Genomic DNA, 23767 nt, shown 5'->3' on the forward strand with positions numbered 1-23767 from the left:
CCTCCTCCCTTCGGGATTACGGCATGCCTAAACCTAAAAACCGCGGTTGAATCGCCGAAACGGCCGCCAGGCCGCGCCGGCCCTCACCCCAGCCCTTCGCCCGACCTTCAAAACACCCGCTCCCTTTGGGAGAGCGCCAGGGAGAGGGTTTAGGGCTTTTCAGGTCGTTCCCGACGGCCGGATTTAGCCTAAAGCGTTTTCGATACGGACGACGGTCCGCGGTGCGCCCGGACATTCGGGCAGGCCATGAATTTACGACCCGTGCGCGGACGCGAAGTTTTGGGGCGCGTTATGAATGCTCAACACGGCAGGCGGCATCGATCGCCGACTCGTGGATCGGCAGGCGCACGATGAACTCGCTGCCCTTGCCGAGTCCTTCGCTTCTGGCTTCAACCCGGCCGCCGTGCAATTCGACGATCTGCTGGACGATGGTCAAGCCCAGCCCCAGGCCGCCTTGAGCCCGGTCCAGGGTGCGCTCGGCCTGGGTGAAAAGCTTGAAGAGCTTGGGCAGCAGGTTTTTCGGGATGCCTTCGCCGGTATCGCGCACCGAGATCGCCGCCTGACCGTTCTCGTGCACGATGCTCAGCCAAATCGTCCCGCCTTCCGGCGTGTACTTCGCGGCGTTGGTGAGCAGATTGCCCACGACCTGCGCCAGGCGTACGACATCCCCGTCCAACCGCAAGGGAACCTCGGACAGCGAGAGGATGAGTTCGTGACGGCGGGCATCGATCAGCGGCCGGCTGGTCTCGAGCGCCAATTCGATCGCCTGGCCCACCTCGACCGCGGTTTTATGTAGGGTGATCTTGCCTTGGACGATGCGCGACACATCGAGAAGATCGTCCACCAAATGCGCCAGTTGATTGACCTGCCGGTCGATCACATCGCCCGCCCATTTCAGCCTGGAATCGGGCAGGCCGACCTTCTTCATCACCTTTACGGCGTTTCGGATCGGCGCCAAGGGATTGCGGAGTTCGTGCCCCAGCATCGCCAGAAATTCGTCCTTGCGGCGGTCGGATTCGCGAAGCGATTCTTCGGCTTGCTTGCGCTCGGTGATATCCAGGAACGCCCCGATGCACTGGCTGACGTTCCCGTCCGGGTCCCGCGAAAAAATCGAGTCGCGCGACAGGCACCAGATCCAGCGGCCGTCCGCCGTCCTGAAACGGTATTCGATCTCCGACACGTCGCCGTCCGCGGCGCGCGTGAGACGTTCCATGTGCGCGGCGACCCGCGCCCGATCCTCCGGGTGGAACAAGGCGAAAAACTCCGGCCCTCTCATGGCGGCGAGATCGTCGAGGGTATGTCCGGTCAGCCTCGTGTACTGGGCATTGATGAAGGTATCGGTGCCGGCCTTTATGTCGTAGATGTAAAGACCGTTCAGGGAGGACATGAGCACTTTGCGGGCGAAGGTTTCTTCATCCTTGAGCTTTTGCTCGGTCTCCCAATGCTCGATGATCTCCGTCTTCAGTTGCCTGTCACGGTCGAGAGCCGCTCTCAGCGCATCGGCTTCCGCCTTTCTCGACCGACCGATGACCAGGCTGAGCAGTATCCCGACGCTGAAAAGAAGAAGCAGTCTCAGCCTTTCGGCGGTTTCCGCCACATATAGCGAACGATCGGGTTCGACCAGGAAGTACATCCCGATCAAGGTGCTCGATGCGGTGGCAAACAATCCTGCGCCGAGCCCTCCCCGCCAGGCCGACGGTATCACCGCCACCAGGAACAGCAGCAGCGGCGGCGATCCCGCGAAAACCGGACCGAAAAACGCCAGAACGAGCGATACGGCCGATGTGCCGAGTATCGCTACGACATAGCCGTTCAACAAGAATCTGTCGATGTGGGCACACCCCTTATTGAAAGCGATCCCTGCCCGGTCGGTAGAATTACTTAAATCAACAAACTTCGCTAAGACTGCAAAGGCAGGCGAGAAGTTTCATCGCGCCGGCAGATTTGCGTCAGGAAAGAATTCCCGAGCGGCCGAACCCGCATCGTTCGAATAAACAGGCCGGCGATTCGGCCGCGCCGCCGCCGAAAAACCGGCGCGGAATCTGGCCGCTACTCGCCGCTGACAACCTGCCTGATCATGTAGCGGACCGCATCGCTAACGGCTTCGTCGCTCAGATCGGAATGGGCGCCTTTTTCCGGCATGCCCAAAAATCCCTTCGTCGCATGATCCGTCAGCAACGACGGCAATTCCAGAGCCCGCGCCTCCCAGACATCGGGATCATCCAGCGTGGGCGCCCCGTCTCTGCCGGAATCGTGGCATTCGGCGCAGAAAGCGTTGTAGACATGCTTGCCGCGGACGTAATCCGGCGGCCGGGATGCCGTCTGCATCGAAGTTTTCGTCTCGGATTCCGCGCAGCCGGCCAGGATCAGGACGAAAAAAAACGGAATAATCGAACGAGTTATCACCATGAACATAAGAAATCGACAAAGAAAAGCTGGATTAAGGAAGGCCGGAAAATTCCGTTCGCGCCGAGCATAGCGCGAAATGGCGGAATTTGTGCGTTTCGACGCCGCTGCGCTCGAACGAGCGGACCGGACATGTCCCTCGAAATCGGCCGCCTCAGCGAATCTGCAAAACCACCAGGGTAATGTCGTCGGCGAACTCGCTCTTGCCGCAGAAGGTTCGCAGTTCGTCCGACAATTTTCGAATGGTCGCTGCCGGCGATTCCGAACGGTCGGCGGAGAAGAGGTTACACAATCGCGAGACCCCGAAAAATTCTCCCTGTTCGTTTTGCGCCTCGATCATCCCGTCGGTGTAAAGCAATAACCGGTCGCCCGGCTCCAGGATCAGGTGTTTCTCCTCGAAAAGCACGTCCCGCCTGACGCCGAGAATCAACCCTTCCGCATCCAGCTCGCTGCACGTCCAGTCGCTTCGCCTCAGCAATAACGTGCGGTTGTGGCCGGCGTTGGCATAGCGCAGCAGGCGCTTCCCGAGATCGTATTTCAGATAGAACATCGTGATGAAAAGCTCGGCCGAACTCAGATCTTCGTAAAGCAGGTGGTTGAGCGCGCGCAGCACCTCGCCGGCGCTTTGCGACGGCGGCTTGCCCGGCGTCTTGCGGGTCTCGGCCTTCAAGGTGCTGCGCATCTCGGTCATGATCAGGGCGGCGCCCACGCTGTGGCCCGATACGTCGGCCACGACGACGTCGATGCTGTCGTCGTAATGGAAGTAATCGAAATAATCGCCGCCGACGTGGGTCGCCGGCATGCAAATCCCGGCAATCTCGGCTCCCGCGACAATCAACGGTTTTTTCGGGAGCAGCGAGAGCTGGATGTGCTTGGCGATTTCCAGCTCGTGCCGCTCTTCTTCCGCCCGCCTGCGCTCGGTCACGTCGGTCTGGACGCCGATATAGTGGGTCACGCCGCCTTGCTGATCCCGGACCGGCGACAGCAACAGCTCGTTCCAGAACGGCGTTCCGTCCTTGCGGTAATTCCGCAGCACCACCTCGCAACCGGTTCCTTCCCGCAGGGCCTTGCGAATCTTCTCTTTGGCGGCTTCCTCGGTTTCCGGCCCTTGCAATATTTTAAGGCTCCGTCCCAGCAGTTCCTCCTGCGAGTAGCCGGTGATCCGGCTCAATGCCGGATTGACGTAGATGTTCGGATAATGCGGCTGGCCGGCGTCGGCGATCACGATACCGACGCTCGCCGCTTCGATGGCCCGCTCGCGCTGCCGCAGCGCGTCCTCGAACCGTTTGCGCGCGGTGATGTCCAGATCCATGCCGCGCCATTTGACGATACGGCCCTGGTCGTCGAGTATCGGCGCCCCGGTGGATTCGGTGAAAACCTCGTGGCCGTCGCGGTGACGGTAATGATTGATCAGCTTGTAGAAGGATTCGTGAACGCGCTCGGTCGGCGGCAAGAGTTCGCCGCTCCAGCGCCTCCGGTCCTCGGGCGTCAGGAGGTCCAAATAGCGCTTGCCGATGATTTCTTCGGGCTTCAGGCCGAGAATGGCGTAGACCGAACCGCTGCTGTAGACGTAGCGGCCTTCGGGGTCCTGTTCCCACAACCACTCGCCGATCATTTCGGCGACTTGCCGAAAACGCTCTTCGCTCTCCTGCAAGGCTTCCTTGTCGCGCTTCTGCTCGGTGATGTCCCGTTGCGTCGCGAGGTAGCGGGTGATCTTGCCGGTGGCGTCGCGGGTCGGCGTGATCGTTTCCAGGGCCCAATACAGTTCGCCCGATTTTTTCCGGTCCTGGACTTCGCCTTGCCATTCGTCGCCCGACTGGATCGTTTCCCACAACCGCCGGTAAATGCCCAGGGGCGTCCGGCCCGATCGCAGCCGCCGCGGGTTTTGGTCGATGAGCTCGTCGGCGCTGTAGCCGGTCAGTCGGCAAAAAGCTTGGTTCACATAGGTGATCCGCCCGTCGAGGTCGGCGATCATGATCGCGTTCGGGCTTTGCTCCACCGCTCCGGAGAGAATCGACAGATATTCCTCGGTCTGTTTGCGCCGGGTCAAATCACGGGTGATGCCGACGAACAACCGGCGGTTCCCTTGCCTGAGCTCGCCGACCGAGAGATACATCGGAAAAACGCTGCCGTCCTTGCGCTGGCCGGCGACTTCCCGGCCGATGCCGATGATCTTTCTGACGCCGGTTTCGCGATAATGGGCGAGATAGCCGTCATGCTCTTCGCGATACGGCGAAGGCATGAGCCGCTTGACGTTCTCCCCGATCAATTCCTCCCGTTTGTATCCGAACAATCGCTCGGCGGCCGGGTTGAGCAACTGGATGATCCCGATTTCGTCGATGACGATGACGCCGTCGGTGATGGTATCGAGGATCGCCCCGAGGTTCGATTCCAGATCGAGAACGCTGTCGCGCGGCTCGGCGCCGGCCAGATGAAGAAGGCTCAGACTGCCGTGATCGTCCTTCATCGGCATCAGCCGGTAGCGGGCGGAGAACACGGTTCCGTCGTTGCGGCGGAAGTGGCCCTCGCGGAAATGTTCCTGCGTCGCTGCGGGAGGTTCGGATTCCGCCCGCGCATCCGGCTCCGAAAGCACCGGCCGGCCGCGGAACTCGTCTTCCGAATAACCGAACAACTCTTCCGCCGCACGGTTCATGAAGACGAGGCGGCCCGCGTCGTCGAGCAGGCACGCCGCATCGCCGAAGCCGTCCAGCAAGATCCGGGTAAAGCGATCGATCGATTCGAATTCGGACATCCTGTTCGGGAACATCGCTGTTGGATTGCGCTTTTTTTCCTTTGGCATATACCAACTCGTTCTGGAGAAACCCGTCCATCCCGGATCGGAAATAAATCCGGCGGCGCCTTACGGGATTTCCCCGGCCCGCCGTTTTCGATGCCGGCTCGGGCCGTTGCGGAAACCGCTCGCATTTCAGATGGAATGAGCTTTAGACCGATCGGCGCCGCCGATTCCGCTGTACTTTATTTTCTTCGACCAACGTCGGCCGGCATGATTTCGGACCGAAGCCTCGCGCGGGCATCCCGCGATCGGGAATCGGTTCCGGGGCGCCGGTTTAGAGCATTTTCATCTCCGCCGACGGCATTCCGTGCGGAACGTATGTTGTCGTATATGGTGGGCGACTGAAGTCGCCCCCACCTCCGCATTGAAAACATTTTAGTCTTTCAATTTGAACACCGGGCCGTATTGCGTTTCCACATCGAAATTTTCCCAGACGAAGACCGGCTTCGTAATCGGTTGAGTCGGCAGCGGAAAGGTCATGAAATCGATCAAGCCGGATGCGGTGCGGCCCAGCATGTGCAATCCGCCTTTGAGAAACCCGCCGGAGAGCCCGAAAATCACGTTGGTTTCGTTGGTGGTGTTGATCATGTTCTTGGGAAACTCGATCCATCCCAAGGCCAGATTGCTCAGCCCCGAGCCCAGTTTCACGCCGACGTCGCGGCCGTAGTCGTCCGAAGCCATTGACGCGGACGACATGATCAATGCCGCCGTCGCCGAAAGGAAAATGGTTCTTGCTGATCTCGACATGAGTGGCCCCTTGCTGGCTGGGTGTTGATTTTCCGCGGACACGGCGGCGAGAAAACCGTTTCAATTTCGAAGCTTGCATCGCACCGGCGTCCCCGCGCTGCATCAAGCGTAGGCAAAGGTCCGTCTTTTTTCAAATCGCGCTCCCGCCCCGGCGGCACCCGTTTTCCCGTCTCGGAACGGTTTCAAACCGGCAGGGTGCGGCGGAGGATGCGCCGCCCTGCCGGGCTCTCTTACCAGGGCAGTTCGCGGCCGCGAAAATCGAAGAAGCGCCCCGAATCACCGGAAGAAAAACCCTCGATCACCCGCCGCAGGCCGACGACGCTCTCGGCCGGCGGAGTTGGTGCGTTCGGCCCGCCCATATCGGTTTTGACCCAGCCGGGATGCAGAATCAGCACCCCGACCCCGCGATTCGCGAGATCGATCGACAGGCTTTTCATGGTGGCATTCAGCGCGGCCTTGCTCGACCGGTACATGATCGAGCCCCCGCTCGTATTGTCGCCGATGCTGCCCATCAGGCTGGTTATGACGACGACCAGCTTGCGTTCGCTGCGCGCAATCTGGGGAAAAAACGCCTCGGTCATTTTAACCGGCGCCTGGGCGTTGATCCTGAACACCCGCGCCCAAAGATCGTAATCGAGCGTCCCCAGCGCATTCCGGTTCGAATCGCCGTAGATTCCCGCGTTGTTGATCAGCAGGTCGATCGGCTCGGACGCCAGGGCGTGCGCCAGCGCGTCGATCTGGTCGAAATCGCCCAACTCCAGCTGATGAATGGAAACCGACGGATGGCGAATGGCCAACCCCTGCAAGTCCGAAGCTTGCTCGGGACGGCGGCAGCACGCCAGAACCTTCCAGCCCGCTTCGGCGTATTGTCTGCAAAATTCGAGACCGATGCCGCGATTGGCGCCGGTAATCAGTACAGTAGCCATGCTGATCGCTCCTCAAAACGACGTTTTTCACGAATCGGAACAGCCAAAAGGCCCGCTCTCCCGAAGGGATCGCGCAGCTCGGGTCTTAGAGCATTTTCATCTCGCGTTGACGACATTCCGTGCTTGTGTCGTCCGCCGGGGCAGTTTGAGTCGCCCCGGCGTCCGTATTGAAAAAAACGCTCTATAAAATAACCGATAAATCCCCGATGTGAGCACCGTTCCGCCCAAATCCGCGCGGAATTTCAGCCGAGCGTCGCGCGCCCGAAAACATTTCTTTCTCGGAGCCCGCTCATATGAAAAAATGCCGACACGGCCTTGCATCACGAGGCCGTTTTCCTCTACCGCTTACGGGAAGGATTCGCCGCCGATGATAGAACCGGTCGAGCTCAAGGATTTCTTTCTCAACGCCTTCTCGGCCGCCGCGGTCATTCTCGCCGGCGCCGCCTACGCCGCGCTTTTTGCCTGGGGCAAGCTGACCCGCCGTCCCGGCTTCCTGATTTCGGCCTATGCTTCATATGGCTTCCTGGCCGCCTCGGTCTGGCTGCTGGCGGAAACATCCCATTTCGAAGGTTTCTGGCGAGTCGTCGCCGGCCTCATGCTGGTCGGCTACTTCGCGGCGCCGCGGGCGATCTGGCGGCTCTGCGCGGCCACCCACGCCGGCGAACATTCCGAGCACGATCGTCCGATCACGAATCAACAACGAAAGGAGGAGGAACCATCGTGAACGCCACGCCATTATGGGCATCCGAAACGTTTTGGAAGAAAACCGCAATCTGGGTGACGGCGGTTTCGTTTCTGCTGCTGATCGTCCTGACCTTCGACTCGATGGCCAAAGTGTCGGCCGGCAACGGCAATCGAGTGCCTGCCTACAGCGTCATCAACAAAAAGATCGATTATCGCTTCGACGCCAAGCAGAACCGCTACATGCCGGCCGTCGAAGGCGACGCGCCCCTGTTCGGCAAGACCTTGAACGACGCAGAGGCGGAACGGCTCGTCACGCTCGGCAAGAAGACCTTTCAGGCGAAGAACTGCATCAACTGCCACACGATCCTCGGCAACGGCGCCTATTACGCGCCCGATCTGACCAAGGCCTGGTTGGACCCGAACTGGGTGGACGAAACCAACCGCGAGACGCTGATGCTGGCCTTCCTCCAGGACCCGCCCGGCAACGCCAGATCCTACGGCACCGGGCGCAAGATGCCCGATCTCGGCATCACCGAGGACGAGGCCAGGGGACTGATCGCCTTTCTCAAGTGGACCTCGGCGATCGACACCAACGGCTTCCCGAACAACTTCAAAACTCTTTACGCACAGGAGAATCCATGATGAGCGCAGGCGTGCTGGATAGTCGCAATCTCAACGGCGGCCAGAAGCTCGCGGTGAAATATTTCATCGTCGCGATGGTTCTCTTCGTGGCGCAAATCCTGTTCGGCCTGCTCGCCGCCATTCAGTTCGTCGCTCCCGGCTTTCTCTTCGAAACCCTGGATTTCAGCGTGAACCGGATGATTCACATCAACGCCATGGTGGTGTGGATGCTGTACGGGTTCATCGGCGCCGTCTACTGGTTTCTCGAAGAGGAAAGCGGGGTCGAGATCGTCGGGCTCAAGCTCGGGGAAACCGCCTTCTGGGTGCTGACGGCCGCGGTCGCGATCGTCGTGCTGGTGTACCTGTTCATACAGACCGGCGCGGGCGACGACGCGACCCGCTGGCTGATCAACGAAGGCCGCGAATACATCGAAGCGCCGCGCTGGGCCGATCTCGGCATCGTCGCCGTCATGCTGGTGTTCTTCTACAACGTCGCGGGCACTTTCGCCAAGGGCCGCTGGTCCGGCGTCTCCGGTGTGCTCGCGCTCGATCTGGTTGCCCTGGCCGGCCTCTACATGACGGGCATGTTCTACACGACCAACGTGACCGTGGATCAGTACTGGTGGTGGTGGGTGATCCACCTTTGGGTGGAGGCGACCTGGGAAGTGCTGGTCGGCTGCATCATGGCCTGGAGCCTGATGAAGCTCCTGGGCGTGCGGCGCAAGATCGTCCAGACCTGGCTGTACATCGAGGTGGGACTGATGTTCGGCTCGGGCATCCTGGGGCTGGGCCATCATTATTTCTGGATCGGCACCCCGGAGTACTGGTTCCCGATCGGCGGCTTCTTCTCCGCCCTGGAGCCGATTCCGCTGGTCGCGATGGTGGTGCACTCGGTGTACGACGCCGGCGTCCACAAGTTCAAGAGCACCAATCATCCGGCGCTGGGCTGGGTGATCGCGCATACCTTCGGCAACTTTTTCGGGGCCGGCGTCTGGGGCTTCATGCACACCCTGCCGCAGATCAATCTCTATACCCACGGCACCCAGTGGACGGCTTCCCACGGCCATTTGTCGTTCTTCGGAGCTTACGCCACGATCAATATCGCCTTCTTCTATCTCGCGGTACAGCAATGGCGCGGCAACGTGTGGATGGGCGCCAACCTTCCCGACAACGGCTGGAAATGGAAATGGTCGATGGGCCTGTTGAACTTGGGCGTGGTGGGCATGACGATGGCCCTGCTCATCGCCGGCTACGAGCAATCGTTCATCGAACGCGCGGTCGAGGGCTCGACCTGGAGCGGCTATTTCGCCGCGCAAACCCATCCCTGGTTCACGCAGGCCATGTTCTGGCGGCTGATCATGGGGCTCGTCACCGCCGCCGGCTTGGGTCTGCTGATCTGGGATTTGCTAACCATCGGCGCCGGCGAAACCCGGCCCGCGCTGGTCATCGAGCGGCCCGAAGAGCCGGGAATCAAGGCCGCCGTCGTGCAGACAGCGTGATGCCCTCGGGCATTCGGATGAACATCGATCATAGGGCGGGTTAGCAGAGCTAACCCGCCGATTTGGGTCCCTAATTCGCCTCTGGATGATCCCGAGCAATTCATCGGCGGCTACACCACAGTTAGGCATCACCGCTCGAGCTGAGCCATGATCCCGTAGACAGGTGTAGTGAGGTCGGTTGGCAATCGTGGACGCCAAAGATCAAGCCGCCCGCTGATTCCGATAGAACGGTTGGGCGTAGGCCGCGGGCGACAGATAGCCTAATCGAGCCTGGCGCCGTTGGCGGTTGTAAAAGATTTCGATCCATTCGGTAATCTCCGCAATGGCCTCTTGGCGGGTAGCGTACCGTCGGTGATGGAGCCACTCGTTCTTCAACGTGCCCCAGAAGCTCTCCATAGGGGCATTATCCCCACCGTTGGCTTTCCGGCTCATGAAGGCCTGAAAATCGAACGGCTCCAGCAGCGCCCGATAGGCGTAGGCGACATACTGGCGGCTCCGATCGGAATGGTGGATCAGGCCCGGAGCGGGCCGCCGGATCGATACCGCCCGCCACAGAGACTGGCTGACCAGCGCCGTCGTCATGCGTTCACCCATGCATGCAACACCTCCGTCTCATCATTGGAAACTTTGGTGTCCACTTTTTCCAGCTTACCTCAAGCCCTTCGCGGCTGACGATCGCGGTCAATCGGCCGTTGACGTCGTAATATTCGGACGTGTCGTCCTCGCCCCGCACATAGCGCCAGCCCGTGACCGTGCCGGCCTCGGTAATCGGGACGAGCCGATCGCTGACATCGGCCTCGGGCCGCCACTCGCTGCCCGTCAGAGTGAAACGATAGGCGCGGCCGTCGGAACGCGCCACGTAAGCGTCGTTCGCGGTCAATGCCAACTGGCGATCGTAGCTGTGCCGCCAGCGCAAGCCCAGGGTCCGATGCTCCGGGTAGGCGCTGTTGTAATGACGCGAGAATTCCAGCGGCAGCCGGCCGGTGCCGGTATAGTCGGGTTCCGCCTGGTATTTGTTGCCGGTCGCGCCGTTGACGGGATTGGTGCCGTTGCAGGCCTCGGGTTGCCCCGCGTTCTTTTGCGCCGACGGCGGGGGTGGCGTGTAATAGACCACCATGCTGTCCGAGGCGCTGCAGCCGTTGACGCTGCCCTGGACTTCGAACAAGCTCGGACCGGGCTGGAGCGTCACCGAGGCGGCACCGGACCCCAGGAAGTTGATGAGCGTGGTGAAGGTGCCGGGCTGCTGGAAAAAGGGAGTTCCGTTGAGGGTGGCCGTGACTTGCCCGACATCGCCCGGATTGGCGGTCCCGGAGCCGGTGCCGGCGACGCCGACCCGGGCGGTCACCACCGTACTGCCGCGAACCGGCGCCGTGAAGCTGAGCGAACAGGCGTCAGCCGCGCCGGTCGCCAGCAGGTTCAACACCAGCAGCGCGCAAACCGCGACGTGATACGCCCTCACGCTGCTCCCCGACCGGGCCCAGGTCCCCCCATCGTTTCCCCTTCCTCAAACCTCCCCAAAACGTGTTTAACCGTCGCCGCCGAGGTGGCAGACGCAAATCCAGCACGTATAGTTAAGCCGCAGGTCGGCAATCGATCTGTGACCGACCACGCAAAACGGGGAAAACGTCTTGGCGTGCCGATGGGGGCATGGGGGATTTCAATCGTGGCGGCCAACCCCTCGGGTAGAGGCAAAAATTTCAAGAAGAAAGCCGGCCTGATACCACGAGATGGCGGTCGCTGACGACAGTGACAGCAAAACCGTCCAGGCCGGCGGCCTCCAATTGCGCGCGGATTTCGTCCGGCCGGTAGGCGGCGCGCAGGGAATTGGAGAAATCCCGTTTCAGCACCTCGGGCGCGTCGGCCGCATACGCCCGGACCAATGCGTTCAGCCGCTCTTCGCTCCCGGGCCGCAATAAATCCATGATGAACACCGGCGCGCCGGACTTTCCGAAGCGTTGCACGGATGTCCACAGCACCATGGGATCGGCCAGATGATGGAGCAGCGAATTCGAGATCACCGCATCGTAAGACGTCAGCGGTAGCGCCGCATCGGGAAGATAAGCTCTGATCAGCCGGACACGGCGCTCCAACCCCGCCGAGCGCACGGCTTTGCGGCCGAATCCGAGCATGGCTTCCGCCCCGTCTACGCCATCGATCCGGCAACTCGGAAAGGCGCGGGCGAAACGAACGGTCACGTCGGCCGAACCGCAGCCCAGATCCAGAACCGACCCCGCACATGCGTCATCTGGAAACGCGGTTCGGAACAATGAAACGAAGTGATCGTGCGGCTCGGAAAAATCCGCTTCCGCATAGGCGCGGGCCTGATCCTCCTCGTCCATCAACTCCGGCTCGGGCACGCGCTGCATGTCGACCTCCTTTGGCCAGATCGGTTATCGCCGCACTATATCAATCCGTGTTCGGCGAAAGAATACGCCTCACCGTCGCCGACGATGAAATGATCGAGCACGCGAATATCGATGAGCGACAAGGCCTGCTTGAGCCTGTGCGTAATATGTTTGTCCGCTTCGCTGGGTTCGGCGATGCCCGAAGGATGATTGTGCGCGAAAATTACTATGAGCGGCTGCAGTCCGCGTGCCTCAAGGCGTTCATGGATTCGCGCCGACGCGCCTACTCACAAATCTACTCATTTTCCGCTTGGCTACCCTGCCCACATGTCCACCATTTTGATTTCGTCACGGTAACAAAAAACCCGGCTGCGGGATGCGAACCGAGTTTTTCGCGCACCCCGCAATGCGCACTAACCTGCGCACCAGTTTGCGCACTTTTTCCTCAAACCCGCACAACACCAATCTCAAACGGCGATGCCGCCGTTCGCTCTTCCCGCGGGATCACCCGGCAACGGAATCGCGCATCCTTTTCGCCATCAACGACCAGACCGCAGCAGCACAGCCTCTCGATATCGCCTTCAGCCGTCGCCCCGCACTCGGCGCAACGGTATAACGTATCGCCATCGTGCAAAATTCTTCCACGGCAATGCCGGCATAGGTGATTCGTCAGTTCATACAGCACAAGATGCCTCCCGAGCCAGTTGTTTCTCACGGTCCAATGCCCGACGTTCACGAACCGTGCTCGACCGTTGCCAGTCTGGTGCCGGCTCATTGTCGACTGGCTCAAGATCAGGACGCCCGAACACGAAACGTAGCGTTTCCGGCGATCGCGCCATGAACACGGCCGCTAGTAGTGGTTCGAGAGAATCCACGGCCAGCCGTTCAAACCGCACCGGTTCGCCGTTATGCGTGAACATGATCGAATGCGGGACTGGTGCCCGTTGAAGAAGCTCAATCGGCGGATTACCGTGCCGGTTCCTACCCCTCTCGATCTCTTTCGAGCGATTCCAGCAACTCACGCACAAGGCGGCACTTGGCACATACCGCGCGCTTTTTCGCTTGCAACGCGGGCATACCTTGCCATGCTGACGAGCAATCGGCCTCGTCCGCGGCTTCTCGCCCGCATGGCAGGCTCCAATGGGACAGCCCTGGCAATGTTGCAGGTGCGGCCGATACGCCACCCTGAGCGCGGATTTGGCCGCCCGGTAGTTTTCCGCGCACGATTTGACCGTGATCGTCGCCCCGAGCGCCGTGCATCGAAACATGCGCAGGCCGTGTACTTCGGTGTAGGCAACGCCAGGTGCCGCGGGAATCACGTCATCCATTGGCGGCACCGTTTATTGCGGCCATGAGCGTTTCCAGGTTTTCAAGCCGCTTTTCGTATTCCTCATGCTCGATCACGACCAGCCTGTCCTTAATCATTCCGACCAAAATCGCCCCAACATCCGGACTGATCGCGCCGTCCGCAACCTGTTTATCGATGGCCGAAATCTGTTCGAGTGGCGTCATGGATTCGTAGCCGTCCGGCAGTTCGATCGGCGCTAACTGCGATTTTCGAACGGGTGCGATTCTTTCAAGGACAAGTCGCAACGCAGCCGGATCGCCAGATTTGGCCAACTCCAGGCATTTCGAAAAAACTGCCTCCCGGTCGTCCTCGCTCACCCAATGGAAAAGGTTTCGCCGATCGGGACGCCCCGGAGGGCGTCCTTTCGGATTTCCGCTTTGACCCGGCTGGAATTTGGTTTTGCCGCCCCTTGGCATCAGCGCCACCCGCGACCCGGCAGTGCGCCAAACGACACCAGATTCCGCAAGTCGTTCGATGCCGACCACGATTGAACCAAGCTATGGCGGCCGAGTCTGGCGCCCACGGCTTGAACATCGTTCAGGATATCGAACAACAGTTGTTCAACCTCGCCAGCACGCTGTTTGAGATTGGCCAACAGAATTTCGTCTTGATGCCTCCGCCAGTTCCCCTCGGCAGCCGCAAGTTGACCACGTGCAGCCGCTAAATCGGCATTGATGGCCGATTCCTCATTGCTCGCCTCGACCAGCAGCGGTTTCAAGGTTTCGAGATCCTGAGTCAACAAGAACACCCTGCCGGCCGTTTCATCGCTGACCGGTTCGCCCGGCTTGCGTCTCGCAATGAGTTCCGCGCGCTCGGCTTCAATGCGGGCGATCCGATCACGAATGGTTTCGAGTTTTTCAGCCGCTTCAATGTGCCGTTCGGCCAATTCCTCGGCGGCCATTTGCGCACGGACCACGGCTTGAGCATATACGTCGGACAATTGGGTATTGTTCATAATGGTATCTCTCTCTCGGGTTATTGGTGGGTGATTCGTGATTGATGAAGCTGCCGGGTTTTCTCGGTAATAAGCTCGTCGTACCGAGTTAATGCGCGATCCAAGTCCGCCTTTGCCGCATTAACCAGTTTCTCGGTTTCGTGCGCGATCTTCGCCGCGGTTATCTCGTCCAGCATGGCAATGGCTTCGGCTAAATCGGCCTGATCGCTGGCTAGAATATCCTGCCGTTTTTGGTGTGCCCGGCGCAGGTCAGACGCCATTTCATTGCCGGCCAATACGGATTTAGCAATGTCCTCGTTAAGCCGGTTCAGTTCCTTTCGCGATATCTCGATATTCCATTTATCGCTTGCAATTCGATCGAGCAGTGTTTTACGTGCCGACGAATAAGACTGACCATTAATAGTCAATCTGCCGTCCTTATTAACCTTAATTTCTAATCCCGTGCTCATCCCCGCCCCCGTTTACCTTCCGGCCATTTGAGTTTACCCACGGCGTTTTCGATTTGGGTCAATTCCAAACCCGTGATTTGGCCGGATTTATACTGGCAAAACGCCTTGCTCAAAATCCGGGTAGCCCGGCGTTTCAGGGCGTCCACGTTCGGCCCCAATGATTTAATGAACAGGACCGGACGACGCGCTAACTGCTCGCGCCGAAGGTCCTCAATCAGTCTCTCAAAATGACTCATAAACCTGCTCCCAACTAATTTCTTACCACACCCAAATTACACCCTCACCACCGAAAAAAATGTCAAGATTCGACAAGAAATTTATTGTTTCGAAACCTGATATATCCCTGATCTAAACAGGTTCGTGCCGGGTAATACCGCGTGATGGGAATATGTGATCGTGGGTTATTCGTAATTACTTCGGAGATATATAGATGAGCGGAATTAAGGTACCAATTCGAGCGGATATAAGCCAGCTTAAAAGCGACCTCGAAACATTAACCCGTGAAGCGGAAAAGGTTTCTCGCGCGCTCGGTAATAATCGAGTGAATTTCGATACCAGCCGCGCCATGGAAGCACTGAGACGGTTATGGGCAGAAGCCAATCGGCTCGAACAGAAACTCCAAAGACCGAGCAAGATCGACTTGGGCGTTGCTGAGGCAAGCGAGCAACTTGTTCGTGCAAGGGAAGCCGCCGAAGGGTTAGCCCGTGCGATTCATGGCGATGGCGTATCGGCATACTCCCGCGCAACCCGTGAAGCTCGCGAATATCACCGAACGATCAGCGGCATCATTCACGACCAAAACAGACTATCGGACCTACTCCGCCGCGAAGTCGCTAGCGCTGGTGGATCAATCGTAGGATCGGTCGTGCCAGGATTCGGCAACGTCGCCGGAACCGCAAGCCGGTTTGCATCGGGCGGTGCTGGCATTGGTTCGATGATCGGCCGTGGCGCTTTGGGCGCTGTAGTAGGCGCTGCGGCATATAGTTCGATCAAAACCGCCCAGCAAGTTTCAGCCGCTGAGCAAGAAGCGATCGGCACCAGCGTGCTACGCAATACCATCGGCGGGTTAACCGCGGACTTCAACGCCCTACGCGATGCCGCCAGGAACATCATTTACGACGGCGGTTTGGGTGTGACATCCAACGAAATGCTTGGACTCGAACGCCAGTACGCCAAGATCGCGGGTGGCCGTGGCGTCAACGCATTGACCAGCGAGACCGCCGAAGCGATCAAGCTCGCCCGCGCCATGGGCTTGGAGCCGGGCGAAGGCGTTTCGTTCTTCGGCCAGGCTCAACGGTTCCGTGCAACCGGATCGGATGAACAGGGACAACGCCGGTTCGCCATGCTCATCGGTGAAGCCGTTGCCAAGGTCGGTTTCTCGCAATCGTCGGAAGTTCTACAAGCCATCGCCGGATTCTTGGGCACATCAGCCCGTAGTATCGTCGGACCCGCAGCGGGTGCCGAAGGGTATTCGAGCATGTTGTCCAAACTGACCGGACCAGGCTCGGTCTACGGTGCCGACGTTGCCGGTGGTGCGTCGTTAATGGCTCGCATGAGTGCCGGGTTCCAAAGCGGTTTTGCCGGTGCAGGTCCAGCCGGACAAGCATTTTCTCTTGGCGTCATGCAAAGCGAATACTCCCGACAGTTCAACGCTGTCGACGTTGCGGGTGTCATGCAGGCGGGACCGTTTTCGAGCCTACGGGACGCCATTGGGCCCGGTAGCGTCATGTACAAATCGGCCGATGCCGCAACCCAGGCGCGGTACTTGGCGATGCTCAAAGAAGCGGGCGGCAAGGCCGACGCGCCAATGCTGGACACGTTCATTCGTGGGATCGAATCGAGCGTGCCGGCGGCGCTAGTGAACGATGCCTTATCTAACGCATTCGGGATCTCGGTACGCGAAGCCGCGGCCTTCCGCGTTGCGATGAAGCAGCACGGCGGGACCGCGGGCATTCAGGCGCGATTACGGGCGATGGGTATCGATACGTCGGACCCGGTGCAAACGATCAGCTTGGCAAAGTACCTCGGTGCCGATCGCGATAGCCTGATGCGTGAAGCCGCCCGGTTTCAGCGTGAAGGCGTCGGCACTGACGAGCTTCAATCCGCCAAGGCCAGTGGCGATACCGAGAGATTACGGCAGGAAATTACGAAAATCGCCAGCAGCCAGGATCTCAAAGACGATGGCGAGCGGACCCGTGATAGCATTGCCAAGGTCGAAACGGTTTTAACCGAATTCGCGAGCAAGTTGTTGCCGATCAATCAATCGATCCGCGATGCCGTTCTGTTTGCGGCCGGCAAAACGCCCAGCGAGTTTGCCAAGTGGCAAACCAAAAACGTCACAGGACCATTCGACGGGGTTATCAGTGACGCCCAAGAGAGGGTTTCCGATCGGTCAGGGCAGTTGCGCCTGTTGAACGAGAAAATACGGGTTTCAAAGGAACTCGCCGCGCACGGGTACGGCACGGACGAATACGCGGCCATGCTGCAAAAGCGTTCGGAATTGGAACAGGCCAATGCCGCAGATAGGGGTGTGATCAATCGCACGAAAATCGATCGGGACGCGGCCCTGATTCGTTCGCCCAGCATGTACGATTCCATTTTTGCCGAAGCGGGGCAGAAGTACGGCATCGATCCGGCGATCTTGAAAGCCATCGCCGTGCACGAAAGCCACCTGAACCCGGACGCCACTAACGTCAACCAAAACGGCAGCGGCGATTACGGCATCATGCAGTTGAACTCCCAAGGCGCCGGTGCCGGGTTGAGCCGGGAACAATTGATGGACCCGCGAACCAACATCATGACCGGATCAAAGTTTTTTGCCGGACTGGTCAAAAAATACGGGTATACCGAGGCGCTGAAACGTTACAACGGTTCGGGACCGGCCGCCGAACGGTATCGAAAGGAAATGATGGAAACCCTGGGGCGCGCAGGGATCGATATCCATGACCCACTGCCCGCCGAACACCGGGCGCGAACTGGCGCCGACAAAATCTCGATGCACACGTTCCGCGGCGAATTCACGCTACGGGACTCCCAAGGCCGGGAAATCGCCGATCCGGTATCGGTCAATCATCGGTACGAGCTACCGCATACAGGACTCGCCTAGCAAAGGTACAACGAAGAAGGGCGCCCGATAGCGCCCTTTCTTTTTGGTCCCTTAAACCGGCTGCCCCGTATTCGATCCGCCCGACTGGACTCCACCATGAACGTGCGTCTTCAGGCTAATCCCATCGGCCACGACATCGCCCCCCGTCACCGTGATATCGCCGCTCACGTTGATATCGCCGGTCCAGTTGGTCGTGGGTGCGTTCACGGTCAAAGTACCCGCCACGGTCATCGTCACGTTACCGTCTGGTGTCGCCACGAGTTCGAATTTCGTCTGACCGCCGTTCGCCAGACGGACATGTAGCCGCGGCGCGCGTGCCGTGTTCTTGTCGATCTTCCAAGCGCCATCGGTATCTTGCCCGGTCAGATCCTCGGGAGTCGCCGATTCCGAGATCCTTACCATCGTACCGGATGGATGCCGCCATTCGGTGTTGCCTTCGGCATCGATGGTGCTGTACACGTCGGACTGGTGCCGATCAATACGCCGGCCGGCTTCGAGATACATTTGAGACCGCCTCGGTGGCAGGAAACCCAAACAGACCGGATGCCCGCCGAATAGTGCGATCACGGCCAGCCCCTCACGGGTACCAGCCGGTTTTTTAGCCGGGTCAGTCTGGCTCGAATCGGCGCCCAATTCCGGTACAGGCAGGTCAATCCGGCCGGTATTGGATGACGCCCCCGGCTGCACCACGCGGACGCCTGCAAATTTTCGACCGCTCATCACACACGCGACATCAATGGCTCCCGATCGTGGATGAACCGCAAGAACTCGTGCTAGCGTAATCACTTGTCTACCCCCTTGACGATCCGGATCATCTCGGCATGATACGGCGACGTTCGCATTCGGGACCGCTCGATAAACGCATCCGAGCGCTCGAAATTAACGACCGTGGTAAAACCCCGGAACGGGTCAAAACGATGCTCTACCCTATGTGCATAACACCTATATTGGAGATTGCCCTCGACCACGCGGACAAAAACCCCGGCCCGGAGTTTTTCATCCCCACGAACCGTCATTGAGCCACGCTCAAACACGGCGGCATCGCGCAGTGCCGCCAGCAGGACGTTGCTGCGCTCACGGAGCCATTTCATTTGAGTGGCGTCATAGGTCTCCTGATCGTCTGAGCTGATGCTGTCCGTTCCTTTCTCATACGTAGGCGCACCAAGAGAGCTATCGACCTCGACGACACGATTGCCGTACAGGATGGGGTTGTTCCTGGCGTGCGTCCGGTCAAAGGCAACGTTCGACTCTAATTGAACGAGCCTGTCCGAGCCGAAAACCCAAGGCGTCGACCGCACATAGCAATAATTCGCCACCCCCTGATCGCTCCTGCTCGACTCGATCGAAATGATGTCGTCCTCGTGGACGACAACGACATCGATCAGGGGCGTTCCCTCCTGAATGTACCGCCCATCCGGATCGCACCATGGAACAGGCCGCAGAATAATGACCTCGGAGTCCTCGCGGCTTTCGGCAAACAACTCGTTAAAACCGGCGTGCACGTCGGTCAGCATCGCGGCGAACTGGTATAACGACCCGCCTTCAAAACTGTTCGCCACGTGACCCTGAATCCTGCCACGTGCCGAGCATTCGAGCTCGATGCTCGAGAAGCCAAGGCCGATCGACCGGCGATTCCACCAGGTTAAATTTCCAAGAAACTCGCCGATCATGCCGAGCACGACGGATTCCATGAATTCCGAGATTAACGGATTGCGCGCCGTGACCTGATCAGCGTCGTATTTTTGCAACAGGCGAAAACTGGTCAAGACGTTATCGCCAATGACCGAGTTGTTCAAATAGAAAATTCGTAACTGTTGCCACACACGACCGACCAAGCTTTGACCTGAGATAACGACCTGCCGTTGCGGCCTACCCTGGCTATCGACCCCACGTCGACGCCGGACTTCGGAGACGAAGCCCCTCATGACGAGCGGCAACTTGTAGCCTTTGTCGGGCCTGGCGTACTCCGAAAGATCGTGCGCCATCCGGATTTCGATCAAGTCCATCGGCTCCAGCATCGCGGCGATCGAATCCACGCGCGACTCGCGCCGAAAACTCTGGCTCTCGTATGGGGCATCTACCAAGGTAATGCCCCACGCGCCAGCAGGCTCCCGCGTGCTGGTCGCGACCCGGACGCTCGACCCCTCACTTAGGTACTGCGTCAAATCGATGACATTATCTCTGGTGTTCGCTTGTCGCTCAGGTGGCAGGCCGCCGCCCAGCGCCATCAGGTCAGTGAGCACGACCGATGCCGTGCCCACTTTAAAGGCGCGAACCTCAATTTTTGGATGATAAATTTTCGTTGTCACAAGTTTCTCCAGATTTCGATTGCCACGGGTTCATTCTCGCCTCACGCTGCCGGCACTGCGAAGGTTCCTGCGGACCCGGCACTGCGAAGTTTTGTGCGAACCTGTGTGCGAACAATGGACTTATTCCTCAGAATAAAAACATCGTTCAATATTCTCAGGAATGCAGGCATAGAAAACCCGGCCGGAGCCGGGTCGTCTATGTGGGCATCGATCAATCAGGAGATTTGACGACCAGCCGGCCCTGGAGAAACCGGCCGGTCGTCCGGATGAGCAACGACGTTGACATGGATAGTGTGGCGTCACGCCGGTTTCACGGGCAAGGCGCCCGCGCCATTGTCAACGCCTGTTCAATAATGCAATGCGCCTAAAACGCCTCGCGATGGCACCCATGCAAGCGCCGAGCCATCGACTGTAGGCCACGGATTGCGCTTCTCTGCGAACCATAAGCAAAAACCATTTTGTTGCCCATAACAAAATGGCCCGACTCGTGCTTAACAGAAATAATCACGAGGAACACCACGCCGGTTTTAGGCGAGAAGCCCGCGATCCATAGCGGCGGCAATGATCCGCCCGACCGCGCGCGGGAACCGCTTGGCATTCAATGGACGCCAGCATTCTGGTTTCCGTAGGTGCAGCCCCCGGCCGCCGTCAATGTGCGGCGGAATGAAAACCTCGGCAACCAGATCACCACGACGACCACGACGGACGGCATACGCTTTGCCGTTCAATGTGAACTCAACTCTCATTTGTCGCACCCGTGCACCAGCCCGTGAAGCCGTTCCCAAAGCCGCGAGATCTCGCTCGGATCGCACAGGCCAGACGGCGACATGGCGCCGATAAACCTGCCCCCGATCGGCCGGACATACCAGGCAACCAACTGCCGGCCAACATCGGCCACTTCCCGCAGCACGGCATTCTCTGTCCGCAATGCCGCCAGGAGTTGCGAACGAGACGGCCTGCCCTCGGCCTTGCGCTTCGCCTCATGCCTCAACAATATCTCGCGCCGCGTCATCGGCTTGCCAAAGATAGGCGGTCGTCCGCGCCCGCGCTTTGTAGTCGTATCGTTCATTTTTATTCACTCCGCACAAAAAAAATCGGCCTGTTTTGCCGATTATTGTGCGCTCACGACGAAAATTCATGTTAGGGGTCGATGCTGGCATGATCTCGCCGCTTCCGGGCGTGATGGCAGTATTCGAGTCGTCACCCCGCAATGCCTTGGTAGCCGTTGGATTCTCTCCCGGCGTTGCGCTGGCGACAACCCGGCCAAACCCTATTGCCGGGTTTTTACTTTTCCGCAGGCACAAAAAAGCCCGGTACATGACCGGGCTCTTTGTGGGCAGCCCCCTGGCTAATCCGTCACAAATCGAATTTGTGCAATGTGGTCGTCGTCGAATGGGTAATCCTTCGGATCAAGCTTTTCACCGTTCGGCGCTATATCGTTTTCGTTGAATAGGTAGAACATCACGCATTCTTGTCCATTCGGGAATACTCCCGGCTCTGCCCAGGCTTCGACCGCTTTCCATTCCTCGAATCCTTCGAAACCGTCCAGGCTAATCTGGTATGGTTCCCCGGTTGCCACCGATGTATCAAAGGCCGGGAAACCGAGTTCGACTTCACCGTCAAAATCGTCTTCTTGTTCTGTCATCGTTAATCCTATAAATCAAAACGCCCCTTGAAGCCGTCCTAGCAGATACCCCTCGAACAGCGGGAACAGCCGTTTAAATGCCTTGCGCTCGACCTTGGCATCGGACCCGGTTACGTCCTCGTCGTCAAAAGCAAGCGCGCCAGGTCTTAACTCCAGCAAGTTCCAATAGAATTCGGAAACCAGCCGATGCACAAAATTCTGGTCGGGGGGCACCCTCAGGCGATCCGCCAAGGTTTTTACCACTCTCGGCCAGTCACCCGCCGCCCCCAAATCCAAAATCCGGTTCCTAAGGAAAAGGAGTGCGATAACGCCGTTGTTTAGTTTCTCTTCGTTGGTAACCATAAAATTCCCCAGTCCAGTCAAAAAAGTGTAGTCGTTAAATCCGGTACTCGAATCAAAAAATCCCTTCACCCTTATCCCCGAATCCCGAGAAACCCGCGCACGACGTAGCCAATCGACGCCGCCACAAGCCGGATGCCAGTCACGCCGGCAAGGATCAGCCACAAGGCGACCTTGATCGAAAACTCCAAATCCCAAAAACCAAACACCGCATCGCCGGCGAATAGAACCAGCACGTATAAGCTCCACCAGATCATGAGCACCCGCGCCAACCGGCGCCCGCCTTCAAATAAGTGATCCCGTGGCGTATAGGCCATTTGGAACACCGTGTTACCATTACCAATAGCCATGATTGCAACCTCCCATGTAGGTTTGCGTTTGTGGTCAGCGGTTCCGGGTGTGGCTGCACCCGGTTCCGCGCTTCATCATTCGCCGAGATCGGCGTCCCGTAGAATTCCCCATCTGCTCGCCAAGCTCTTCAGGCTCCGCACCGTCATCGACAAGTTTTCGGCAAGCCGCTTAACCGACTCCCGGCCTTCACGGATCGCCTGTTCCAGTTGCCGCGGCGTTCCGCCTAGCTGAAAAAATTCGGATACTTCGCTTTCTGTCATCACACACCCCGCTTGAAATCAATGAAATCCCCGAGCTGCCCGAACTTCCCGCATGAGTCCCGCCACCCGCCGAGCCGCCTCAACGGTTTCCGCGTAGTGAACACTCATTTCAGCCACGGCACACAAGAGCGCCAGGCACCGGCCGAAACCGGCGTCTTCCGCTTCGAATCCAGACCGCGCCATCCGCGCGACCAGCGCTTTGACGGTCCGGATCAGGTCATGCGTGCAGGCGCCCAGCACCAGAACGTCGTTCGCCTTCGAAGCATCACCGTCAGCAGCGGCGGCCGCCGTGCTTTTCCACGTTGACGCCAGATCAAAACCATCCCGCTCGAGCAATGACAACTGGGACAGCAGTTCGATTTGTTGAATCGTTTTTGCCATATCGGTCACCAATCGATTGCGGCGCCGCAGTAACCGCGAACAATGCGCCACTTGATAGCCAGATAGTCCCTAAACGGTTTCCCGGTGTTTTTGGGTGTTGGATCAAGAAGATCCAATGTTTGATAAAAATGCTGCGCCACGACCTCGGCCATCCGCTCGGCGAAGTTCGTGGATACCCCGCGCGCCCATCCGCTGGTCAGCGTTGAAAAAGCATGGCGATGCCTGCCGCCCTGCTCCTTGTATTCCTCGAATATTCGCCCAAGCTCATTGGTTAACCCCGAAAGCTTAAGCTGATCCCGAAACAGACGTTCCTCGTACCCCACAAGGTTTGCACCCCACCATTCAACATCGGCCGTCACGCGCTTGTACGTGATCTCGATGCGGCCTATGAGCCGACCATCCGATTCCCGGCGAAATTCAATACCCTGTTTTTCGTGTTGCATTGCCCATCGTTGCCCCCGTGTCCCCCGGCCAGCATCGCCAACCGGGGGGGATCGTTTAATCGTTACCCAAAAATTACTTGCACGACCCGCTCGACAGTCTCGACGACCCGCTCGAAATACAAACCGGCCAGGAACACCAGCGCGAACCGCGCACTTAGC

Annotated in this window: 25 protein-coding genes and 2 pseudogenes; 4 read left to right on the top strand and 23 right to left on the bottom strand. The window is 59.0% G+C overall.

Annotation, left to right across the window (positions count from 1 at the left end; genetic code table 11):
* Positions 1 to 289 precede the first annotated feature (289 nt).
* The 5 genes from ACWJKU_RS16445 to ACWJKU_RS16465 all read right to left on the bottom strand — a co-directional run bounded on the left by ACWJKU_RS16445 (position 290) and on the right by ACWJKU_RS16465 (position 6873).
* Positions 290 to 1819 (bottom strand): PAS domain-containing sensor histidine kinase, encoded by a 1530-nt coding sequence (locus ACWJKU_RS16445; protein WP_454143986.1) that lies wholly within the window; start codon positions 1817 to 1819, stop codon positions 290 to 292.
* Positions 1820 to 2049: 230 nt separating this feature from the next.
* Positions 2050 to 2328 (bottom strand): c-type cytochrome, encoded by a 279-nt coding sequence (locus ACWJKU_RS16450; protein ID WP_454143988.1) that lies wholly within the window; start codon positions 2326 to 2328, stop codon positions 2050 to 2052.
* A 232-nt stretch (positions 2329 to 2560) separates the two neighbouring features.
* Complete coding sequence (locus tag ACWJKU_RS16455) at positions 2561 to 5158, bottom strand: PAS domain S-box protein (RefSeq protein WP_454143990.1); 2598 nt, start codon at positions 5156 to 5158, stop codon at positions 2561 to 2563.
* Between the two features lie 417 nt (positions 5159 to 5575).
* Positions 5576 to 5896, bottom strand: coding sequence for an exosortase system-associated protein, TIGR04073 family (locus ACWJKU_RS16460; RefSeq protein ID WP_454143992.1), 321 nt, complete (start codon positions 5894 to 5896; stop codon positions 5576 to 5578).
* Positions 5897 to 6177: 281 nt separating this feature from the next.
* Positions 6178 to 6873, bottom strand: coding sequence for an SDR family oxidoreductase (locus ACWJKU_RS16465; RefSeq protein WP_454143994.1), 696 nt, complete (start codon positions 6871 to 6873; stop codon positions 6178 to 6180).
* Between the two features lie 367 nt (positions 6874 to 7240).
* Here ACWJKU_RS16465 and ACWJKU_RS16470 point away from each other — a divergent pair, with 367 nt between their 5' ends.
* The 3 genes from ACWJKU_RS16470 to ACWJKU_RS16480 are packed head-to-tail and all read left to right on the top strand — an operon-like array spanning position 7241 to position 9677.
* Complete coding sequence (locus ACWJKU_RS16470; protein ID WP_454143996.1) at positions 7241 to 7597, top strand: hypothetical protein; 357 nt, start codon at positions 7241 to 7243, stop codon at positions 7595 to 7597.
* Positions 7594 to 8199 carry a c-type cytochrome gene (locus ACWJKU_RS16475; protein ID WP_454143998.1) on the top strand — a complete coding sequence of 202 codons (606 nt, stop codon included), beginning with the start codon at positions 7594 to 7596 and terminating at the stop codon, positions 8197 to 8199. Before ACWJKU_RS16470 ends, ACWJKU_RS16475 begins: the two co-directional genes overlap by 4 nt.
* The gene (locus ACWJKU_RS16480; RefSeq protein WP_454143999.1) at positions 8196 to 9677 is read left to right on the top strand and encodes a cbb3-type cytochrome c oxidase subunit I; all 1482 of its coding nucleotides are present in this window, start codon (positions 8196 to 8198) and stop codon (positions 9675 to 9677) included. The genes ACWJKU_RS16475 and ACWJKU_RS16480 overlap by 4 nt, the downstream gene beginning before the upstream one ends.
* A gap of 201 nt (positions 9678 to 9878) precedes the next feature.
* Here ACWJKU_RS16480 and ACWJKU_RS16485 read toward each other — a convergent pair.
* The 8 genes and pseudogenes from ACWJKU_RS16485 to ACWJKU_RS16520 form a co-directional block, all read right to left on the bottom strand.
* A pseudogene (locus ACWJKU_RS16485) lies at positions 9879 to 10271 on the bottom strand (IS3 family transposase); the annotation flags it as partial.
* Positions 10264 to 10794, bottom strand: coding sequence for a DUF6531 domain-containing protein (locus ACWJKU_RS16490; protein WP_454148169.1), 531 nt, complete (start codon positions 10792 to 10794; stop codon positions 10264 to 10266). The gene ACWJKU_RS16490 and the pseudogene ACWJKU_RS16485, both read right to left, overlap by 8 nt.
* A gap of 580 nt (positions 10795 to 11374) precedes the next feature.
* Positions 11375 to 12043: a class I SAM-dependent methyltransferase gene (locus ACWJKU_RS16495; protein WP_454144001.1), complete on the bottom strand. Its 669-nt coding sequence runs from the start codon at positions 12041 to 12043 to the stop codon at positions 11375 to 11377.
* Positions 12044 to 12078: 35 nt separating this feature from the next.
* Positions 12079 to 12249, bottom strand: a pseudogene (locus ACWJKU_RS16500) (JAB domain-containing protein); the annotation flags it as partial.
* Between the two features lie 447 nt (positions 12250 to 12696).
* Positions 12697 to 13350 (bottom strand): hypothetical protein, encoded by a 654-nt coding sequence (locus ACWJKU_RS16505; protein ID WP_454144003.1) that lies wholly within the window; start codon positions 13348 to 13350, stop codon positions 12697 to 12699.
* On the bottom strand, positions 13343 to 13786 hold the full coding sequence (locus ACWJKU_RS16510) for a DUF5681 domain-containing protein (protein ID WP_454144005.1): 444 nt from the start codon (positions 13784 to 13786) through the stop codon (positions 13343 to 13345). The genes ACWJKU_RS16505 and ACWJKU_RS16510 overlap by 8 nt, the downstream gene beginning before the upstream one ends.
* Positions 13786 to 14325 carry a hypothetical protein gene (locus tag ACWJKU_RS16515; RefSeq protein WP_454144007.1) on the bottom strand — a complete coding sequence of 180 codons (540 nt, stop codon included), beginning with the start codon at positions 14323 to 14325 and terminating at the stop codon, positions 13786 to 13788. Before ACWJKU_RS16515 ends, ACWJKU_RS16510 begins: the two co-directional genes overlap by 1 nt.
* 20 nt (positions 14326 to 14345) lie before the next feature.
* A complete protein-coding gene (locus tag ACWJKU_RS16520) occupies positions 14346 to 14774 on the bottom strand; it encodes a hypothetical protein (RefSeq protein WP_454144009.1) in 429 nt (142 codons plus the stop codon).
* 430 nt (positions 14775 to 15204) lie between these two features.
* On the opposite strand from ACWJKU_RS16520, the gene ACWJKU_RS16525 reads away from it, so the two are divergent.
* Positions 15205 to 17880, top strand: a complete 2676-nt coding sequence (locus ACWJKU_RS16525) for a lytic transglycosylase domain-containing protein (RefSeq protein ID WP_454144011.1) — start codon at positions 15205 to 15207, stop codon at positions 17878 to 17880.
* 51 nt (positions 17881 to 17931) lie between these two features.
* Here the strand turns inward: ACWJKU_RS16525 and ACWJKU_RS16530 are convergent, their stop codons facing one another.
* From ACWJKU_RS16530 to ACWJKU_RS16575, 10 genes are all read right to left on the bottom strand, one after another.
* Positions 17932 to 18600: a hypothetical protein gene (locus ACWJKU_RS16530; protein ID WP_454144013.1), complete on the bottom strand. Its 669-nt coding sequence runs from the start codon at positions 18598 to 18600 to the stop codon at positions 17932 to 17934.
* Between the two features lie 62 nt (positions 18601 to 18662).
* Positions 18663 to 20189, bottom strand: a complete 1527-nt coding sequence (locus tag ACWJKU_RS16535; RefSeq protein WP_454144015.1) for a hypothetical protein — start codon at positions 20187 to 20189, stop codon at positions 18663 to 18665.
* Between the two features lie 527 nt (positions 20190 to 20716).
* Positions 20717 to 20935: a hypothetical protein gene (locus ACWJKU_RS16540; protein WP_454144017.1), complete on the bottom strand. Its 219-nt coding sequence runs from the start codon at positions 20933 to 20935 to the stop codon at positions 20717 to 20719.
* The gene (locus tag ACWJKU_RS16545; RefSeq protein ID WP_454144019.1) at positions 20932 to 21258 is read right to left on the bottom strand and encodes a hypothetical protein; all 327 of its coding nucleotides are present in this window, start codon (positions 21256 to 21258) and stop codon (positions 20932 to 20934) included. Before ACWJKU_RS16545 ends, ACWJKU_RS16540 begins: the two co-directional genes overlap by 4 nt.
* Positions 21259 to 21537: 279 nt before the next feature.
* Positions 21538 to 21834, bottom strand: a complete 297-nt coding sequence (locus ACWJKU_RS16550; protein ID WP_454144021.1) for a hypothetical protein — start codon at positions 21832 to 21834, stop codon at positions 21538 to 21540.
* Between the two features lie 15 nt (positions 21835 to 21849).
* Positions 21850 to 22245, bottom strand: coding sequence for a hypothetical protein (locus ACWJKU_RS16555; protein ID WP_454144023.1), 396 nt, complete (start codon positions 22243 to 22245; stop codon positions 21850 to 21852).
* Between the two features lie 2 nt (positions 22246 to 22247).
* Positions 22248 to 22523 (bottom strand): hypothetical protein, encoded by a 276-nt coding sequence (locus tag ACWJKU_RS16560; RefSeq protein WP_454144025.1) that lies wholly within the window; start codon positions 22521 to 22523, stop codon positions 22248 to 22250.
* A 75-nt stretch (positions 22524 to 22598) separates the two neighbouring features.
* On the bottom strand, positions 22599 to 22784 hold the full coding sequence (locus ACWJKU_RS16565; RefSeq protein ID WP_454144027.1) for a hypothetical protein: 186 nt from the start codon (positions 22782 to 22784) through the stop codon (positions 22599 to 22601).
* 18 nt (positions 22785 to 22802) lie between these two features.
* The gene (locus ACWJKU_RS16570; RefSeq protein WP_454144029.1) at positions 22803 to 23165 is read right to left on the bottom strand and encodes a hypothetical protein; all 363 of its coding nucleotides are present in this window, start codon (positions 23163 to 23165) and stop codon (positions 22803 to 22805) included.
* 5 nt (positions 23166 to 23170) lie between these two features.
* Complete coding sequence (locus ACWJKU_RS16575) at positions 23171 to 23608, bottom strand: hypothetical protein (protein ID WP_454144031.1); 438 nt, start codon at positions 23606 to 23608, stop codon at positions 23171 to 23173.
* Positions 23609 to 23767 lie beyond the last annotated feature (159 nt).

It is taken from the genome of Methylocaldum sp. MU1018 (assembly GCF_053646775.1).

What these genes read in the sequence shown, in the direction of transcription:
- ACWJKU_RS16520 (WP_454144009.1), bottom strand. Translation starts at nt 14,774, where the DNA reads ATGAGCACGGGATTAGAAATTAAGGTTAATAAGGACGGCAGATTGACT.
- ACWJKU_RS16550 (WP_454144021.1), bottom strand. Translation starts at nt 21,834, where the DNA reads ATGACAGAACAAGAAGACGATTTTGACGGTGAAGTCGAACTCGGTTTC.
- ACWJKU_RS16575 (WP_454144031.1), bottom strand. Translation starts at nt 23,608, where the DNA reads ATGCAACACGAAAAACAGGGTATTGAATTTCGCCGGGAATCGGATGGT.
- ACWJKU_RS16465 (WP_454143994.1), bottom strand. Translation starts at nt 6,873, where the DNA reads ATGGCTACTGTACTGATTACCGGCGCCAATCGCGGCATCGGTCTCGAA.
- ACWJKU_RS16545 (WP_454144019.1), bottom strand. Translation starts at nt 21,258, where the DNA reads ATGAACGATACGACTACAAAGCGCGGGCGCGGACGACCGCCTATCTTT.
- ACWJKU_RS16505 (WP_454144003.1), bottom strand. Translation starts at nt 13,350, where the DNA reads ATGGATGACGTGATTCCCGCGGCACCTGGCGTTGCCTACACCGAAGTA.
- ACWJKU_RS16570 (WP_454144029.1), bottom strand. Translation starts at nt 23,165, where the DNA reads ATGGCAAAAACGATTCAACAAATCGAACTGCTGTCCCAGTTGTCATTG.
- ACWJKU_RS16540 (WP_454144017.1), bottom strand. Translation starts at nt 20,935, where the DNA reads ATGAGAGTTGAGTTCACATTGAACGGCAAAGCGTATGCCGTCCGTCGT.
- ACWJKU_RS16450 (WP_454143988.1), bottom strand. Translation starts at nt 2,328, where the DNA reads ATGCAGACGGCATCCCGGCCGCCGGATTACGTCCGCGGCAAGCATGTC.
- ACWJKU_RS16460 (WP_454143992.1), bottom strand. Translation starts at nt 5,896, where the DNA reads ATGTCGTCCGCGTCAATGGCTTCGGACGACTACGGCCGCGACGTCGGC.
- ACWJKU_RS16455 (WP_454143990.1), bottom strand. Translation starts at nt 5,158, where the DNA reads ATGTCCGAATTCGAATCGATCGATCGCTTTACCCGGATCTTGCTGGAC.
- ACWJKU_RS16495 (WP_454144001.1), bottom strand. Translation starts at nt 12,043, where the DNA reads ATGCAGCGCGTGCCCGAGCCGGAGTTGATGGACGAGGAGGATCAGGCC.
- ACWJKU_RS16470 (WP_454143996.1), top strand. Translation starts at nt 7,241, where the DNA reads ATGATAGAACCGGTCGAGCTCAAGGATTTCTTTCTCAACGCCTTCTCG.
- ACWJKU_RS16560 (WP_454144025.1), bottom strand. Translation starts at nt 22,523, where the DNA reads ATGGCTATTGGTAATGGTAACACGGTGTTCCAAATGGCCTATACGCCA.
- ACWJKU_RS16480 (WP_454143999.1), top strand. Translation starts at nt 8,196, where the DNA reads ATGATGAGCGCAGGCGTGCTGGATAGTCGCAATCTCAACGGCGGCCAG.
- ACWJKU_RS16490 (WP_454148169.1), bottom strand. Translation starts at nt 10,794, where the DNA reads ATGGTGGTCTATTACACGCCACCCCCGCCGTCGGCGCAAAAGAACGCG.
- ACWJKU_RS16515 (WP_454144007.1), bottom strand. Translation starts at nt 14,325, where the DNA reads ATGAACAATACCCAATTGTCCGACGTATATGCTCAAGCCGTGGTCCGT.
- ACWJKU_RS16510 (WP_454144005.1), bottom strand. Translation starts at nt 13,786, where the DNA reads ATGCCAAGGGGCGGCAAAACCAAATTCCAGCCGGGTCAAAGCGGAAAT.
- ACWJKU_RS16565 (WP_454144027.1), bottom strand. Translation starts at nt 22,784, where the DNA reads ATGACAGAAAGCGAAGTATCCGAATTTTTTCAGCTAGGCGGAACGCCG.
- ACWJKU_RS16530 (WP_454144013.1), bottom strand. Translation starts at nt 18,600, where the DNA reads ATGAGCGGTCGAAAATTTGCAGGCGTCCGCGTGGTGCAGCCGGGGGCG.
- ACWJKU_RS16525 (WP_454144011.1), top strand. Translation starts at nt 15,205, where the DNA reads ATGAGCGGAATTAAGGTACCAATTCGAGCGGATATAAGCCAGCTTAAA.